This window comes from Streptomyces scabichelini (assembly GCF_011045015.1).
Taxonomy (GTDB): Bacteria; Actinomycetota; Actinomycetes; order Streptomycetales; family Streptomycetaceae; genus Streptomyces; species Streptomyces scabichelini.
In genome coordinates this window covers 1-16,236 of sequence record NZ_JAAKZY010000088.1, presented here as the reverse complement: position 1 = coordinate 16,236, position 16,236 = coordinate 1, and the positions used below count along the sequence as shown (strand labels likewise).

General features: G+C 71.3%; 13 protein-coding genes. 6 read left to right on the top strand and 7 right to left on the bottom strand.

Going from position 1 to position 16,236, the window contains the following annotated elements; all coding sequences use genetic code 11:
- Positions 1-129 precede the first annotated feature (129 nt).
- Entirely contained in the window at positions 130-885 is a 756-nt protein-coding gene (locus tag G5C60_RS25890) for an SIS domain-containing protein (protein WP_165263317.1), read from the top strand.
- Positions 886-1,021: 136 nt separating this feature from the next.
- On the opposite strand, the gene G5C60_RS25885 is transcribed toward G5C60_RS25890, so the two are convergent.
- Positions 1,022-2,407, bottom strand: coding sequence for a PAS domain-containing protein (locus G5C60_RS25885; RefSeq protein ID WP_165263316.1), 1,386 nt, complete (start codon positions 2,405-2,407; stop codon positions 1,022-1,024).
- 194 nt (positions 2,408-2,601) lie between these two features.
- A complete protein-coding gene (locus G5C60_RS25880) occupies positions 2,602-3,441 on the bottom strand; it encodes an endonuclease/exonuclease/phosphatase family protein (RefSeq protein ID WP_165263315.1) in 840 nt (279 codons plus the stop codon).
- Between the two features lie 260 nt (positions 3,442-3,701).
- Here G5C60_RS25880 and G5C60_RS25875 point away from each other — a divergent pair, with 260 nt between their 5' ends.
- The gene (locus G5C60_RS25875; protein ID WP_165263314.1) at positions 3,702-4,406 is read left to right on the top strand and encodes an HNH endonuclease; all 705 of its coding nucleotides are present in this window, start codon (positions 3,702-3,704) and stop codon (positions 4,404-4,406) included.
- Positions 4,407-4,681: 275 nt separating this feature from the next.
- On the opposite strand, the gene G5C60_RS25870 is transcribed toward G5C60_RS25875, so the two are convergent.
- Positions 4,682-5,782: a citrate synthase 2 gene (locus tag G5C60_RS25870; protein WP_165263313.1), complete on the bottom strand. Its 1,101-nt coding sequence runs from the start codon at positions 5,780-5,782 to the stop codon at positions 4,682-4,684.
- 303 nt (positions 5,783-6,085) lie between these two features.
- Here G5C60_RS25870 and pdxH point away from each other — a divergent pair, with 303 nt between their 5' ends.
- Both pdxH and G5C60_RS53245 read left to right on the top strand, forming a co-directional pair.
- Positions 6,086-6,778, top strand: coding sequence for a pyridoxamine 5'-phosphate oxidase (pdxH, locus tag G5C60_RS25865; RefSeq protein WP_165263312.1), 693 nt, complete (start codon positions 6,086-6,088; stop codon positions 6,776-6,778).
- A 13-nt stretch (positions 6,779-6,791) separates the two neighbouring features.
- Positions 6,792-6,926 carry a hypothetical protein gene (locus G5C60_RS53245; RefSeq protein ID WP_277611375.1) on the top strand — a complete coding sequence of 45 codons (135 nt, stop codon included), beginning with the start codon at positions 6,792-6,794 and terminating at the stop codon, positions 6,924-6,926.
- Positions 6,927-6,978: 52 nt separating this feature from the next.
- Here the strand turns inward: G5C60_RS53245 and G5C60_RS25860 are convergent, their stop codons facing one another.
- From G5C60_RS25860 to G5C60_RS25850, 3 genes are all read right to left on the bottom strand, one after another.
- On the bottom strand, positions 6,979-8,586 hold the full coding sequence (locus G5C60_RS25860; protein ID WP_165263311.1) for a transporter: 1,608 nt from the start codon (positions 8,584-8,586) through the stop codon (positions 6,979-6,981).
- Complete coding sequence (locus G5C60_RS25855; protein WP_165263310.1) at positions 8,583-9,374, bottom strand: ABC transporter ATP-binding protein; 792 nt, start codon at positions 9,372-9,374, stop codon at positions 8,583-8,585. The genes G5C60_RS25860 and G5C60_RS25855 overlap by 4 nt, the downstream gene beginning before the upstream one ends.
- 174 nt (positions 9,375-9,548) lie before the next feature.
- On the bottom strand, positions 9,549-10,217 hold the full coding sequence (locus tag G5C60_RS25850; protein ID WP_165263309.1) for a bifunctional DNA primase/polymerase: 669 nt from the start codon (positions 10,215-10,217) through the stop codon (positions 9,549-9,551).
- A 312-nt stretch (positions 10,218-10,529) separates the two neighbouring features.
- Between G5C60_RS25850 and G5C60_RS25845 the strand changes: the two genes are divergently transcribed.
- Complete coding sequence (locus G5C60_RS25845) at positions 10,530-11,915, top strand: NsdA family TPR-like regulatory protein (protein WP_165263308.1); 1,386 nt, start codon at positions 10,530-10,532, stop codon at positions 11,913-11,915.
- A 217-nt stretch (positions 11,916-12,132) separates the two neighbouring features.
- Complete coding sequence (locus G5C60_RS25840) at positions 12,133-14,778, top strand: hypothetical protein (protein ID WP_165263307.1); 2,646 nt, start codon at positions 12,133-12,135, stop codon at positions 14,776-14,778.
- A 61-nt stretch (positions 14,779-14,839) separates the two neighbouring features.
- Here the strand turns inward: G5C60_RS25840 and G5C60_RS25835 are convergent, their stop codons facing one another.
- The gene (locus G5C60_RS25835; RefSeq protein WP_165263306.1) at positions 14,840-16,123 is read right to left on the bottom strand and encodes an ABC transporter substrate-binding protein; all 1,284 of its coding nucleotides are present in this window, start codon (positions 16,121-16,123) and stop codon (positions 14,840-14,842) included.
- Positions 16,124-16,236 lie beyond the last annotated feature (113 nt).

The following is a 16,236-nucleotide window of genomic DNA, read 5'->3' as shown; positions in this document are numbered from 1 at the left end:
ACAGCGCACTGGTCCAGACCGCAACGTGATCCGCGACACGACAGGCGTACGGACGAGCGTACGGACGGGAGTACGGCTGTGCCGAGGCGCCGGTTCAGTGGCTCACCGAACTTCGAAGGGGCTTCGCCGATGAGCGAGAGCAAGCTGGCCGGGCAGTTCTTCGACGCCGCGATCGGCCTGCTGGGACGGGTGCGGGACGAAGAGGCCGAGGCCGTCGCGGCCGCCGGCACGCTGATCGCCGACACGGTCGCGGCCGAGGGGCGGCTGTTCGCCTTCGGCGCCGGGCACTCCTCGCTCGCCGCGCAGGACATCGTCTACCGGGCGGGCGGCCTCGCCCTGATGAACCTGCTCGCCGTGCCGGGTGCCGTCGGCGTGGACGTCATGCCCGCCACGCTCGGCTCCGCCCTGGAACGCGTCGACGGCCTCGCGACCGCCGTCCTCGATTCCAGCCCCGCGCGCGCGGGCGACGCACTCGTGATCATCTCCCTCTCCGGGCGCAACGCGCTCCCCGTCGAGATGGCCCTGCACGCCCGCGCCCTCGGCCTCAAGGTCATCGGGGTCACGTCGGTCGCGTACGCCTCCGAAACGGAGTCCCGGCACTCCTCGGGTACGTACCTGAAGGACCACTGCGACGTCGTACTCGACTCGAAGATCGCAATCGGAGACGCGGAACTCACCCTCGACACCGTCCCCGCGCCCTTCGCCCCCGCCTCCACGGTCGTCACCTCGGCCCTTCTCCAGGCGGTCATGGCCACGGCGGCCGGCACCCTCGCGGACCGGGGCATCGAGCCTCCGCTCCTGCGCTCGGGGAACGTGGACGGGGGACACGCCTGGAACGGCCGCGTCTTCGAGGAATACGCGGACCGGATCTTCTATCGGCAGTGAGGCATCAGCGGTGAGACGTCAGCGGCGAGACCGACGGCGACTCGGCACTGGCGGTGGCTCGGCACTGACGGTGACTCGGCGCTGAAAGCGACCCCGCGCTGAAGGCGATGCGCCGCCGACGGCCGGGCTGCGCGGCTCAGTCCCGCTCCAGTCGCTCCGCCAGGTCCAGCAGCGCGGCGATCCGTACCGCGACATCCTCCGCGTACATCGCGTCGGCCCGCTCGAACTGCGTACGGCTGGCGCCCCGCAGGAACGTCACGACGCCGAGGGTCCGGCCCCGGCTGCGCAGGACCGCGCACAGGGCATGGACCGCGTCCGCCGGCCACTGCCGGGAGACGGCCCACTCGCGGGTCTGGTCGGAAGCGGACGCGCCCGCGCTGGCCCGTACGGAACCGATCCGGTCGACGCACTGGAGGGCGGGATGCCCCTCGGCGTACCGCACGGGCAGTCCGGCGCGGCCGTCGGCGGGCATGCTGGGTCCCGGTGCACCCGAGGGCGTGGCGGCGGCCCGTACAAGCCGTACCGTCCCCTCGCCGTCGGGCGCGGAGCCGCCGGCCACCCGGTCGATCAGCGCGTGATCGGCGAACCCGGCCAGCGAGAAGTCCAGGTGGACGACCGCGGCCTCCGCTGGGTCCTCGCACTCGGCCGCCGCGCGCCCGGCGCGGTGCAGCTGGTTGGCCCGGAACCGCAGCTGCGAGGCCTCCTGCTCGCTCTGCTTGCTCTCGGTCACGTCCTGGAAGAGCCAGCCCACACCGAGCGGAACCGGCTCTTCCGCGAGCGGCGAGGACAGTCGCAGGAACCCGCTCCGCCAGCAGCGCCGCTTCTCGCCCTCCGGCGTCCGCACGGTCACCCACATCTCGGCGGGCGCGGGCGGCGCCCCCTCGGCGAGCACATGCGTGAGCGCGCTCTCCAGCTCCTCGACGCCCTGCGCGAGCAACTCACCCAGGGGACGCCCCAACACCGCCGTACGCCCTATCCCGAGCGCACGAGCGGCGTGCGCGTTGACGACGGCGGGACGTAGATCGGCGTCGACGAGCACGACACCCCACGACGCGTCCTCCAGCAAAGCCTCACTCAGGGCGATGGACCGCTCCAGGTCGATCTGCGCGTGCACCTCACTGAAGGCGCAGTAGACGCCGGCGGGCTTCCCGTCCGGGCCGCGCACGGCAGCGGACTGGGTCCGTACGAGCACCCGTCCGCCGTCCTTGGTGAGCAGCGCGAACTCGTGCACCTGCCGACCCGGGGCGTGCATCGCCGACATCAGCCGGCTCTCGACCTCCTCGGCGTCCGCCGTCCGCACGGCCCAGCCGGCGAACCCGTGCCGCCCGACGGCCTCGTCGGCGGTCCATCCCAGAATCCGCTCGGCCTCTCGGTTCCAATGGGTCACGACACCGTCGGCGTCAAAAGCGCACAACGCCGCGTCCATCCCATCGAGCAGAGCGGCAAGCAGATCGGCCCCGTCCCGCTCGGGCTCCTGCGGCCCGAGTTCGTCCGTGGTCCCACTACGCCGGGAAGCACTCACCGGGCACCCCCTGCAGGCCGTGTCGGCGTGTCGTGCGCGGTGCACCCGCGCATCAGTTCCCTCACTACGAATCACTCACTAGGAATCATTCAACTCGAACGTGACGCAGCCCACATCTGGTTCCCACAAGATTGAAGAAAATCGTTGCACGCCGGAAATGCAGCTCACAGGTCCCACTCACCATCGGTGCGGCCCTAACCGGGCGCCGAACCGTCGGACGGGGCAGTCGCCAGGTCCGCGACGACCGCCGCGTGGTCGGACGGCCATACGCCGTCGACGGCGCCGTCGCCCGCACGGTGCACCGAGCGGACGTGGCCGAGGGCGCCCGGGCCCGGGGGCCCGACGTGGATGTAATCGATCCGGAGGTTGGGGTTTCCGGGCGCGATGTAGGGATTGGCCGCGTCCCAGGTGGCTGCCGGAATCCCTGGTTCCGCATACTCCCAGGCGTCGAGGAACACCTGCCCGGGGACGGCCGGTGCCGTCTTGTAGCCGCCGAAGAGCCGGACCTCGTCCGAATCGGGCCAGGCGTTGAAATCACCAGTGACGACCGGCGGAAACGCGGTCCCGCCACGATGATCCGCGACGAACCCGGCAAGCACCCTGACTTGTTCGCAGCGCACGGCCGAAGCATGCACGAGGGAGGTCAGATGCGTGGTGAAGAACGGCACCGGATGGACCGGTGCGTCCAGCCGCGCATACAGCGCCAGCCGCCCGTCGTCATCCCCTTCGGGCGCAGGCAACCGCACCACCGCCCGGTCCACGACCGGCCACCGGCTCAGCACGGCATTACCGAAATCGACCGTCGCGTCGCCAAGCCGCCGCTGCCACCACTCGGGCGCATCCGAAGCAGCCCACGCCCAGTGCAGCCCCAACTCGTCCGCCAGCCACCCCGCCAGATTCTCCCCACCGCAGGCCCACACCTCCTGCAGCCCGACCACATCCGGCCGCAACTCCCGCAACACGGCCAGAATCGCCTTCCGCCGCCGCTCCCACGGCCCGAACCGCCACCACACGTTCCACGTCACTACGCGCATGTGCTGCCCCGCCCTCCCGAAGTCCGCAGGTTCATTTAGCAGCAAGATCGGGTGCGCGTTCGGGGAATGCGGTTGATTCGCACGGATGGGCGCTTTCGGGGGAGATCGGCTTCCCAGGGGCACTTGATCGCTAGCGTGATGTGCACTCCGGAAAGGAGGTCACTCGCTCCTCGGCCGTAGGCCGGATCCTGTTCCGCGTGACGGACAGGCCGAGTGACCAGCCCAAGTCATCACGATCGAAGATCAGGGAGGTGCCCTCGATGACTAATCTCCGGCCCCGGAGCCGCGGAGGCTCCGACCGCATCTCCAACCTCGTCCTCGCCTGCATCCCCTGCAACCAGGCCAAAGGCAGCACGCCCGTCGACGTCTTCCTTGCCCACCGCCCCGACCGCCTGACGAAGATCCTTCAGCAGGTCACGACTCCGCTCCATGACGCCGCCGCCATGAACGCGACCCGCTGGCGACTCACAGAGGCATTGGAAACCCTCGGGAGACCGGTCCACGCATGGTCAGGCGGCCGCACCAAGTGGAACCGCACAGCCATGGGGCTCGACAAGACCCATACCTTGGACGCCCTCTCCGTCGGCCGCCTGGACCACGAGAACGGCGACGCGATCGTCCGGTTTCCGGAACACGTCCTCGTCGTCAAGGCCACCGGGCGCGGCTCGTACGCCCGCACCACCCCGGACCGGTTCGGGTTTCCTCGCCTTCGACGGGTCCGGGCGAAGCAGCACTTCGGATACGTCACCGGAGATCTCGTACGTGCCACGATGCCCACCGGGAAATGGGCAGGCACGTGGACGGGACGGATCTCCGTACGAGCCAGAGGGCAACACAGCCTCGCGACGCCGAGAGGCCGGATCAACGTCTCCCACTGGAACCTGCGGCTTGTGCAGCGGGGCGACGGATACGGATACGCCACTAGGCGAGAGCTCGTGCGGTCAACATCTCGAAAAACCGGTTGAGCGGCGCCCGATCGGTTCTTAGGGTGTGGGGACACGAGAGAGGAGGTGGTTCGGCAGATGTATGCAAACCGGACGCGTGAGGTGGCTGCGGGCTAGCGGCCCGTCACCACACACAGTGCGGTGCCGGACCAGCGCGGGTTAGAGACGCGCAGCCGGCCCAATCTCAAGCAGTCACCCGACCCGCGAGCTCGCCGGTAAGTCCGGCCGGCTCCCTCCTTGGAGGGGACCAGAGCTCGCGGGTCGTCTGCGTTCCAGCGCTCCAGGTGCGCGAGGGCTCAGTGTGCGATGTCCTCGTAGCCCTCGATCTCGCGCGGGTCGCGCGTGCCGGGACCCACATAGCGCGCGGACGGCCGTACGAGGCGGCCCGTGCGCTTCTGTTCCAGGATGTGGGCGGACCAGCCGGCCGTGCGGGCGCAGGTGAACATGGATGTGAACATGTGGGCCGGGACCTCGGCGAAGTCGAGGACGATGGCGGCCCAGAATTCGACGTTGGTCGCGAGGACGCGGTCGGGGCGGCGGGCGTGGAGTTCCGCGAGGGCCGCCTTTTCCAGGGCTTCGGCGATTTCGAAGCGGGGGGCGCCGAGTTCGCGGGCGGTGCGGCGGAGGACTCGGGCGCGGGGGTCTTCGGCGCGGTAGACGCGGTGGCCGAAGCCCATGAGGCGTTCGCCCTTGTCGAGGGCCTGGCGTACGTAGGCTTCCGCGTTGCCCGTGCGTTCGATCTCCTCGATCATGCCGAGGACGCGGGAGGGGGCGCCGCCGTGGAGGGGGCCGGACATGGCGCCGACCGCGCCCGACAGGGCTGCCGCCACGTCCGCGCCGGTGGAGGCGATGACGCGGGCGGTGAAGGTGGAGGCGTTCATGCCGTGTTCGGCCGCTGAGGTCCAGTAGGCGTCGACGGCCGCGACGTGTTTGGGGTCCGGTTCGCCGCGCCAGCGTTTCATGAAGCGTTCGACGACGGACTGGGCCTTGTCGATCTCGCGCTGGGGCACCATGGGCAGGCCCTGGCCGCGGGCGGACTGGGCGACGTAGGACAGGGCCATGACGGCGGCGCGGGCGAGGTCCTCGCGGGCCTGCTGTTCGTCGATGTCCAGCAGCGGTTTCAGGCCCCAGACGGGGGCCAGCATGGCGAGGGCCGACTGGACGTCCACGCGGATGTCGCCGGAGTGGACGGGGATCGGGAAGGGTTCGGCGGGCGGCAGGCCGGGGTTGAAGGCGCCGTCGACGAGGAGTCCCCAGACGTTTCCGAATGAGACGTGGCCGACCAGGTCCTCGATGTCGACGCCCCGGTATCGCAGGGCGCCGCCCTCCTTGTCCGGTTCGGCGATCTCCGTCTCGAAAGCGATGACTCCTTCGAGTCCGGGTACGAAGTCGGACATCAGGCGGCTCCTCATGATGTGTGCGACGGATTGCTTTGTGGGGGGTTTGTGGTGGTTTGTGGGGGGTGTGCATACGTCGGTGCTGGGTGGTCGGCCGTCGTGCGGTTCCGCGGTCGCTACTGGACTCGCGGTCCGTACGTACGTGCGTACCCCGGTGATGCCCCGTGCGGCAGGCGGTCACCCAACCGTTTCGGCAGCAGGACGATATCCCTTGGTGCCATCTTTGGGGAGAGGTCGCGGCACTCAGTGCCATGCAGTGACGAAGCACACGCTCTCCGGGCACCGGGCGGGGCGGTGAGCGGGATGCGGCAAGATGACGGCGTGACCGACCATGACCCCGTCCTCGACCCCGCTCTGATGCGCAAGCAGTACCGGGCCGAGGGACTCGACGAGACCGAGCTGGCCGACCACCCCATGGAGCAGTTCGCGCGCTGGTTCGAGCAGTCCGCGCGGGCCGCGCTGCAGGGCGCGGTGTACGAGCCGAACGCCATGGTCGTGTCCACGGCGGATGCCGAGGGCCGGCCGAGTTCGCGCACGGTGCTGTTGAAGCGGTACGACGAGCAGGGCTTCGTCTTCTTCACGAACTACGAGTCCCGCAAGGCGCGTGACCTGGCGGAGAACGCGTACGTCTCGCTGCTCTTCCCGTGGCATGCGCTGGCGCGCCAGGTCATCGTCAGCGGTGTCGCGCGGCGTACGGGACGTGATGAGACGGCCGCGTACTTCCGGACCCGTCCGCACGGCTCTCAGCTCGGCGCCTGGGCCAGCGCCCAGTCCTCGGTGATCTCCTCGCGGGACGAACTCGACGCCGGGTACGCCGAGTTGGCCGCGCGTTATCCGGAGGGCGAGCAGGTCCCGGTGCCGCCGAACTGGGGCGGTTTTCGTGTCACTCCGCAGACGGTCGAGTTCTGGCAGGGCCGGGAGAACCGTCTGCACGACCGGCTGCGGTACGTCGCGGAGGCGGACGGAGGGTGGCGGGTGGAGCGGCTCAGTCCGTGAGCGGGCGGGGTCCGTGAAAGTGCCGTTGAACCGGGGGTCGTCCATTGGCTGCTTCGACCTGTTCCTCGACACCCTCCTGCGCGGCCTGCCGGTCCGCATCCCCGCCGAGCACCCGCACCCGTTAGGCGACGCGTGCGGCAACCCGTAGGGCACGCCCTTGCGGGGGATCACCCCCGGCTTACTCCTCGCTCACCGCTGGCTCACCCTTTGCTGACCGCCGCCAGAATCTCCGGCAGTCGCCACGCGGTCCGCGGTGCGGCGAGCCGCAGCCCCAGCAGCGTGATCCCCGCGCCGTACGCGGTGCCGAGCGGCAGCAGCAGCCACGTCCACTCCTCGCCGCCCGCCGAGACGTGCAGCCAGATGGTGAGGGCGAGGACGGGCGCGCAGAGCAGGGCCGCCGAGACCATGCCGCCGAAGACCGAGATCCAGGCGAGACCGGCCTGTCCGGGGGCCACGCCCTTGTAGCCCTCCTGCGGGATCGAGTACGGGAAGCGCGCGGAGGACCAGGCCCCGGTCGCCAGCATCGCGCCGAGCAACGCGAAGGACAGGCCCAGGGCTTCCGGCAGGGCGGGCCAGTCGCCGAGTATCGCCGTCGTCAGGACGGTCACGAGCGTCGCGTACGGCAGGGTGATCACCAGGAGCGCCAGCGCCCGTCCCCGCAGCTCGACATACGCGTCCCGGGTGGACGAGATCGTCATCGCGACCATCCAGAACGCGGATGTGTCCTGCCCGAACTGGTTGTACATCTGGATTCCGAGCATCCCGGCGGCGAAGCACGCGAAGTAGATGGAGCCGGTGCCCTGCAGCGCGTTGAACAGCGGCACGATCAGACCGATCGCGAGTGACGTCACCCACGCGGCCTTCGTCTTCGGATCGCGCCACACGTACCGCAGGCTGCGCTCCATGACCGTGCCCGTGCGTCCCGCGGGCAGCAGCCGGGACAGGCCGGAGGAACGGCCCGCCTTGTCCCGCGCGGGCTCGGCCGCCTGGAGCGTGGAGCCGTCCGGCGAGGTCATCAGCCGCGTCAGACTCCGCTGCCAGAAAACCAGCAGAGCCGCCAAGGCGCCAGCACTCAGGGCGAGTTGGGCGACTCCAATGGCGTACGAACCCTTGCTCACCGAGTCCACCGCGTCGATCGCCGACGCGGGCGGCACCCAGCGCAGCACGTCCGCCGTCGGGTCCAGCGTGGACAGGCCCGACGAACCGAGCTTCTGCGCCCCGAAGTTGACGAGCTGGGCGCCCAAGGCGATCACCAGGCCGCTGAGTACGGCGAGATCGCGGCCCTTGCGGCTGGTCAGCAGACGGATGTTGGCCGCGGCGACGGCGCGTGCGAGGGCCACACAGACGAGGAGTGCGAGGACGATCGCGACGACCCCGGTGACGTACGCGGCCGTGCCGTGCGCCATCGCGATCACGGAACCGGCGAACAGGCACAGCGTGAACAGCGGCCCGATACCGACCAGGGACGCCACCAGCAGGGCACGCACGAGCGGGCGCGGGCGCAGCGGCAGCATCACCAGGCGGGTCGGGTCGAGTGTCTCGTCGCCGCCGGGAAAGAAGAGGGGCATCACCGCCCAGCCGAGCGCCAGAACGGCGGTGAGCAGCACGGTGACGCTCGCCGCGTGCGCGTTGCCGCGCAGCGCGATCAGGCCGATGAGCTGGAGCGCGGCGAAGAGCAGCACGACGACGACCGACGCGACGTACGCGGCCCGCCGCCCGGCCGACTGCCGCAGACCGTTGCGCAGGAGGGACAGCTTCAGGCGTACGACGACGGGGGTGACCGAGCCGGCGGAGGCGGCCGTGCTCATCGGGTGCCGCCGCCCAGCCAGTCGAGGTCGGAGGCGGTGTCGCGGCTGTTCGCCCCGACGAGTTCGAGGAACGCCTCCTGGAGGGAGCGCTCCGCGCCGCGCACCTCGGCGAGCGTGCCGTGTGCGCGGATACGGCCCGCGGCCATCACGGCGACCCAGTCGCACAGCGACTCGACCAGCTCCATGACGTGGGAGGAGAAGACGACCGTGGCGCCGGAGGCGGTGTAGCGCTCCAGTACGCCGCGGATCGTCTGCGCGGAGACGGGGTCGACGCCCTCGAACGGCTCGTCCAGGAAGAGCACTTCGGGGTTGTGGAGGAGCGCGGACGCGAGCCCGATCTTCTTCCGCATCCCGGTCGAGTAGTCGACGACGAGCTTGTGCTGGGCACCGGCGAGGTCGAGTACGTCCAGGAGCTGGGTGGCCCGCTTGTCGACCTCGGCACCGGGCAGCCCGCGCAACCGCCCGGTGTATGCGAGGAGTTCGCGCCCCGACAGCCGCTCGAAGAGCCGCAGCCCCTCGGGCAGCACCCCGATGCGGGCCTTGACCTCCGTCGGATCGCGCCACACGTCGTGCCCGACGACCTCGACGGAGCCCTGGTCGGGCCGGAGCAGACCGGTCACCATCGACAGGGTGGTGGTCTTCCCGGCACCGTTCGGCCCGACCAGCCCGATGAACCGCCCCGCGGGCAACTCCAGATCGATCCCCGCGACAGCGACCTGCTCCCCGAACCGCTTCCACAGCCCCTGCACCCGCACGGCAACAGCGCCCACCCCGGCTCCCTCCGTCATGTGGGGCACGATACGGGGAGGCGGCGCGTAAGAGGGCCCTGTCAGGGGGCGCGCCAAGCCGACCACGACCCGCAGGCAGACACGCACCGGACGGGGCAGCGCCCCTTAAGGGGCGCGGGGAACTGCGCGATCAGCCACATACGACCCGCAGCTACCCACCGCCCTCAACGAACCTCAACGAAGCGAGCGCCGTACGTCCCGCCCGCACGCGTAAGCGATGGGCGAGATCAGCTCCTCCGCATCAGGCAGCCACCGATTCGCGGGCGTAGGCCGACAGGCCCACTGCACCCGACCGTGCGCCCCGAACCGCGTAGGCGGCGCAGCCACGTACGTACCCTCACCGAGCACATCCAGATCGAGGGAAGCAAGCGGCCACCCCAGCTTCCGTACGAGATCGGGCACCTTCGCAGCGGCACCCGGCAGCACGAAGAACTGCACCCGCCGGTCCGGAGTGCAGGTCACGGGCCCGAGCGTCAGCTCCATGCGCCGCATACGGGCGAGCGCGAGGAACCCCGCGGTCTCCGGGACGGAAATCGCGTCGAACGTACGGCCCGTCGGCAGCAGGATCGACGCCGTCGGCTGCTTCGACCACAGGCGCCGCGCGACGGTCGCGCTGCCCGTCGCCTGGGTCGGCCAGTCCTCACGTGCCGGATGCGCACCGGGAGCGGCGCACGCGGGCTCGCCGCACGAGCAGCGCTGCACCCCGTCGACGGCTTCCAGCCAAGTGCCGGGGAACACGTCCCAGTGGCGCTCTTCGGCGTAGCGCACGGCGATGTCCTGCAGTGTTTCCCCGCGCTGCTTCGGGATCCGCGCGGCTTCGGTGCTCGTGATGGTCTCTTCCATGCTCAACTCAACTCCCGCACCCACCTCGCGTTACGGCTGACGTGCGCGGTGGGGGAGCACCGTTTTCGCGGGTGGGGCGCATGGATGCATGGGTGGGGGCGCGCACGGGCAACGGCAGCGGGGACTGGGTAGCCACGTGTGGGGTACGGCAACAGCCTTTACTCCGGCAATCCTCGCATGTCCCGCATCTTCGGTATGTCCGCGGGGCATTGATCTTCGAGGCCGGTTCCCTTTCGCTCCATTCGGGGTTCCGGCCGTGAGGAGCCGTCAACTCGGTGCGTGGGCAGGCACCGCAGCCACAGGGGGTACGCCATGGCCGCAAGGCCTCTCGTTGCCAGGCAGCCGAACGAACGGCTGCAGGCGCTCATCCAGGAAGCGGGCTGCTCGAACGCCGGGCTGGCCCGCCGGGTCAACATGTGCGGCGCGGAACACGGTCTCGATCTGCGCTACGACAAGACGTCGGTGGCGCGCTGGCTGCGCGGTCAGCAGCCACGCGGGCGGGCGCCGGCCATCATCGCCGAGGCGCTTGGCCGCAAGCTGGGCCGGACGGTCACGATCGACGAGATCGGGATGGCGAACGGCAAGAACCTCGCCTCCGGAGTGGGCCTGCAGTTCTCGCCGACGGTCCTCGGCGCCATAGAGCAGGTCTGCGAGCTGTGGCGCAGCGACGTGGGGAGGCGGGACTTCCTGTCCGGCTCGTCCGTCGCCGCCTCCGCGCTCGTCGAGCCGAGCCGCGACTGGCTGATCTCCTCGCCGGACGCGCAGGTGTCGCGCTCGGGCGGGCCGCGGGTCGGGCTGTCCGACGTGGCGGCCGTGAAGGCGATGACGCAGGCGCTGGTCGATCTGGACCACCAGTACGGCAGCGGGCACGTACGCCCGGTCGTCGTGCACTACCTGAACAGCGTCGTCTCCGGTCTCCTTGCGGGCTCGTACCGGGAAGCCGTCGGGCGTGAACTGTTCGCGGCCGTCGCCCGGTTGACGGAGCTGGCGGGCTACATGGCCGTCGACACCGGGCAGCCGGGGCTCGCGCAGCGGTACTACATCCAGGCGCTGCGGCTGGCGCAGGCCGCGGGGGACCGCGGGTACGGCGGGTACGTCCTTGCCGCGTCCATGAGTCACCTGGCCGCGCAGCTCGGGAATCCGCGGGAGATCGCGCAGTTGGCGCGGGCGGCGCAGGAAGGCGCGCGTGGCCGGGTGACCCCGCGCGCGGAGGCGATGTTCCATGCCGCCGAGGCGCGCGGGCACGCCCTCATGGGCGATGTGCGGGCGGCCCAGGTGGCGTCGGGGCGGGCGGTCAACGCCATGGAGTCGGCCGACGATGCCTCCGGGGACGATCCGCGGTGGATCGCGCACTTCGACGAGGCATATCTGGCCGATGAGTTGGCGCATTGTCACCGGGACCTCGGACAGGCCGAGGCGGCCGCGCGGCAGGCGGAGGAGTCCCTCGCCGGGCATCCGGAGTCGCGCGCCCGGCGGCGTGCGATCGGGTTCGTCCTGCTGGCCACCGCGCAGGTGCAGCAGCGTGAGGTGGAGCAGGCCTGCCACACGGGGACGAAGGCGGTCGAACTCCTCGGCACGCTGCGTTCCAACCGTGGCGCCGAGTACCTGGAGGACTTCCAGCAGCGGCTGGAGCCGTACCGGGACGAGCCGGTGGTACGGGAGTTCGGGGCGCGGCTGGATCTGCAGGCGGCGGCGTAGCGGGTACGCGGGCGTGAACATGGGAAACAGGAGCGTGCCGTGTGCTGTGTCGTATGTGATGTGTGAAAGGACGGCATTAACAGCGCGTTGAGGGGCGATTTTGTTACTCCTGGCCCGATGGGGCGAGAGTCACGTCCTGAGCTGCGTGGCATCGGGTTGTGGGGACCCGGTAGCGTGAACCGACGATTCCGTAGGTCCCCCATTCGTAGGAGTCCCGGTGACGCAGAACGGTCAGGGCGAGGAGCCCTCGCCGCGCCCCGCGCGCGAAGGCATCGTGCTGCCGTCCGACGGCAGCGCACCCCTCCTGCCGGGCACCTCGACTGACCACACGACCCCGGCCGGGGGCCAGTCCTGGGGCGAGCCATGGGGCCCCGGCCAGTCACCTCAGACTCCTCCGGAGCAGGGCCAGGGCTGGTCAGGCCCCGCACCGGACGGGGGCGCCCCTGCTTCGACGTGGGGCACGCCGTCCGAGCCGACGCCCGGGTGGGACACGGACCAGACGTCGCGGTACGGCACGCAGGGCCCCGACCCGGCGTCGCAGTACGGCGTACAGGGCGCCAACTCGGCGTCGCAGTACGGAACGCAGAACGCCGGCGCGCCGCCCCAGTGGGGCGCCCCCTCCGCGTCGAGCGGCGGCGGCCACCAGCCGCCTCCGGCCAACGGACCGGCTCCGCTGCCGCAACAGCCGACCGACGACAGACGGCTCCCGCCGGAGGGCACGACTCCGCCACAGGCGACACAGGGGGCACAGGGGTACGGCCCGCCGCAGGGGGCGAACGGCTACGGGACGCCGCAGGCGCCGGGTGGCCCTGACGGCCCGGGTGGCCTTGGTGGGCCGCAGACGCAGGGCGGGTACGAGGCTTCGCCGCCGTCCGCCGGTCCTCCCGCCGGCGTGCAGGCACAGAGCGGGTACGGCACTTCACCGGCCCCCACTGGTCCCACCGGCTCGCAGACCCCGGACGCGTACGGCACCTCGCAGGCTCCGCAGTCTCAGACCGCGCCGCTGCCTCCTGCCGAACACACGACACCGCAGACGCCGGGCGGCCCTGGACCTGGCGGCCCACAGGCGCCGGGCGGCTACACCGGCTCCCCGACGTTCCCCGGTCAATCCGCCGCGCAGGCCCCCGGCAGGCACGGCGCCCCGGGTGGGTCTGCCGGTCCGGCCGCGGCGCAGGTGCCGGGCAGGCACGGCGCCCCGGGTGGGTCTGCTGATCCGGCCGCGGCGCAGGTGCCGGGCAGGCACGGCGCCCCGGGTGGGTCCGCTGGTCCGGCCGCCGCGCAGGCCCCCGGCAGGCACGGCGCCCCAGGTGCGTCCGCCGGTCCCGCCGCCTCGCAGGCTCCGGGTGGCTACGGCTCCTCGCAGGGCCAGCCGGGGCAGGCGGCGCCGCTGCCTTCCGCCACCGGGCACTCGGCGCCGCAGGGGTCCGGCGATCCCGCCGCTTCACACGGGCCTGGCGGGTACGGGGGCTCGCAAGCGTCCAGCGGTCCTGCTGCCGCGCAGGCTCCGGGCGGTCACGCCGCCCCGCAGGGGCCCGGTGGCCCCGCCGACTCCCAGTTGCCGGACGCGTACGCCGCCTCCCAGCCCTCGGCCGGTCAAGCGGCGCCGCTTCCCCCTGCCCACGGTGCTCAGCCGCAGTCGCAGCCCACCGGGCTGGGCAGCCACGCGGCGCCGCTGCCTCCCGCAGCCGCTGTAGACGAGGGCGCGACCCAGTACCTGCCGCCTGTCGCATCCGGAGCCCCCGGAGTGCCGGGGGCGACCGGAGTGTCCGGAGCGCCCGGTGATGAGGGCGCCACCCAGTACATCCCTCCCGTGGGCCCGGGTGCTCTGCCGCCCGAGGCCGGGGCGGCGTCCTCAGAGGCGACGCGGTATCTCGGCCGGGTCCGGCAGGGCGGCCCGGGGCCGATGCCCGCCGCCGGGGCCGCGGCCGGAGGAACCGGGGCCGGACCCATGCCCCCCGCCGCCAACCCCGACGCCGAAGCCACGCAGTACATCGCGCCGGTGCCCGCACAGCCCGGAGCAGCGCCGTACGGGATTCGGCCGGGCGCGCCGGGGGACCGGCAGCCGCCGGCCGAGTTCGACAACCTCTTCCGGGAGGCGGCGGACCGCGCGGACGCCACGCAGCAGCTGCCGCAGTTCGATCCGCAGGCCGCGCCCGTCGGACGCGCCGCCCGGCGCGAGGCGGGCAACGGCAACGGCAGCGGCAACCGCAGCGGTGGCGGTGGCGGCAAGAGCCGCGGCCGCATACCCCTCATAGCCGCCGTAGGCGTCGGCATCGCCGTGCTCGGCATCGGCGCCGGCGCCCTGCTCAGCGGCGGCGGTGGCGACGACGACGACGGCGACGGCGACAAGAACAAGCCGGTGGTAGCCACCGCCCCCGCCGACGACTCGCCGTCCGCGTCCGCCGACCCGGCCAAGGAGCAGGCCGTGGCCCTGGACAAGCTTCTCGCGGACAGCAACAACAGCCGCGACTCGGTGATCAAGGCCGTATCCAAAATCCGGGCGTGCAAAAACCTCGGTCAGGCCGCCACCGACCTGCGCGACGCAGCCAAGCAGCGCAACGACCTGGTCACCCGCCTCGCGGCCCTCTCGGTCGACAAGCTGCCGAACCACGCCCAGCTGACCGCCGCGCTCAACAGCGCCTGGAAGGCCTCCGCCGCGGCGGACACGCACTACGCCGCGTGGGCCGACCAGGTCGCCGGCAAGAAGGGCTGCCCGAAGGGCAAGGCCCGCACCACGCCCCAGACGCAGGCAGGCAACCGCGAGAGCGGCACCGCGACCACGCAGAAGGCCAAGGCCGCCCCACTGTGGAATTCCATCGCCCAGACCTACGGATTGACGGAGCGTCAGCCCACCCAGCTGTAACCCGCAGCCACAGCCACAGCCATCGCCGCAGCCACCGCCGCAGCTGAGCCGTGAGCCGTGATCAGCTCGCGTTCTCCAGAATCTTCGACACGTTGATGAACCCCTTCCGGGCCGCGACCAGTTGACCCTTGCGCACGACCTGGAAGGTCACGTTCGAGTTCACCAGCCGCGGGAACCCGCTCGCGGCGATCAGGTTCCCGTAGCTCCAGCTGAGCGTCGGCGTCAGCCCGCCCGTGTTGATCTTCAGCCCGTCGTCGAGCGCCCGCCGCACCGTACGCGCGGACACCTCACCGTCGTCCAGCGACTTGATGATCTTCTCCAGGACGGAGTACGCGATCCACGTGGTCTGCACGCCCGCGTCCGAAGGGTCGATCCGGTTGTCGCCGAAGGCCTCCTGGCGGATCACATCGCGCATCGCGTCCCAGCGCGCGTCGCTCGACGCGGGGTACCAGCCGGTGACGTACGCCCCCTCGTACGTACTGCCGGTGGTGTTGATCACCGACTGGTCGACGCTGCCGAGCACGGACGCGGTGCGCACCGAGGGGTAGTCGTCGGCGGTGCGCCGGAAGGAGTCCATGAAGGTGCTCGTGCGGTCGCCGAGCGCGGGGACCACGCACCCCTTCTTCGTGGGGTTGGACGTGGCCCGCTCGAGCGCCCGCTCGGCGTGCCCCGAGTACTCCGTGGCGTCCTCGGCGGCCCGCTGGTCGGAGGACTCCGGATGCCTTCCGGCGGAGAGGCCGGAGTCGAACAGCACCGGCAGCTCGTCGCCGGCGATCGTGTCCGGGCGCACGAGGGTGACAGGACCGCAGTCCTTGGCGAGCTCCCTGCCGAGGCCGGCCAGGAGCGCGGGCTGGCCGCCGTTGACGGGATAGGAGAGCGGACTGGTGAACTCGTCGTCGGTGAGGCCGTACCCGCCTATGTACGGGATGCCGGCCGCCTCCAGCGGGGAGAGGAAGGAACGGCTGTGCTGGCTGTAGGAGCCCACGACCGCGATGACGTCCTCGTCGACCGCGCGCCGGGCGCACTCGGCGGCGGCCACCGCGTCGTTGTGCTCGTTGCAGGTGATCACGTTGAGCTTGTGGCCGTTGATGCCGCCGCGCTTGTTCACCCAGCGCGCGTAGGTCTTCGCCATGGCGGGCATGCCGGGCTTGTTGGTCGCCTTGGTCTCCTCCGGGGCCCAGGTCATGACGGTCACGGGGTCGTCTCCGGAACCCCCCGTGACACCGGAGACCACCCCGCAACCAGCGGCAAGGGACGCACACGCCACCAGCGCGCTCGCGGACAACACCGAGGCCCTGAGGTGAAGGGAGCGGAAGGAGGTGGGGGTGCTTCGCCTGCCGGTCATGGCCATGCACGATTCCGCCACATCCCAAATGCCCGTGTGATCTGTGGTCAACGTCAGGTGACGCGAAGGTGAATAGCGGGGATCGCAGGGGGCGGCGCGGGGGATCGCAGGGG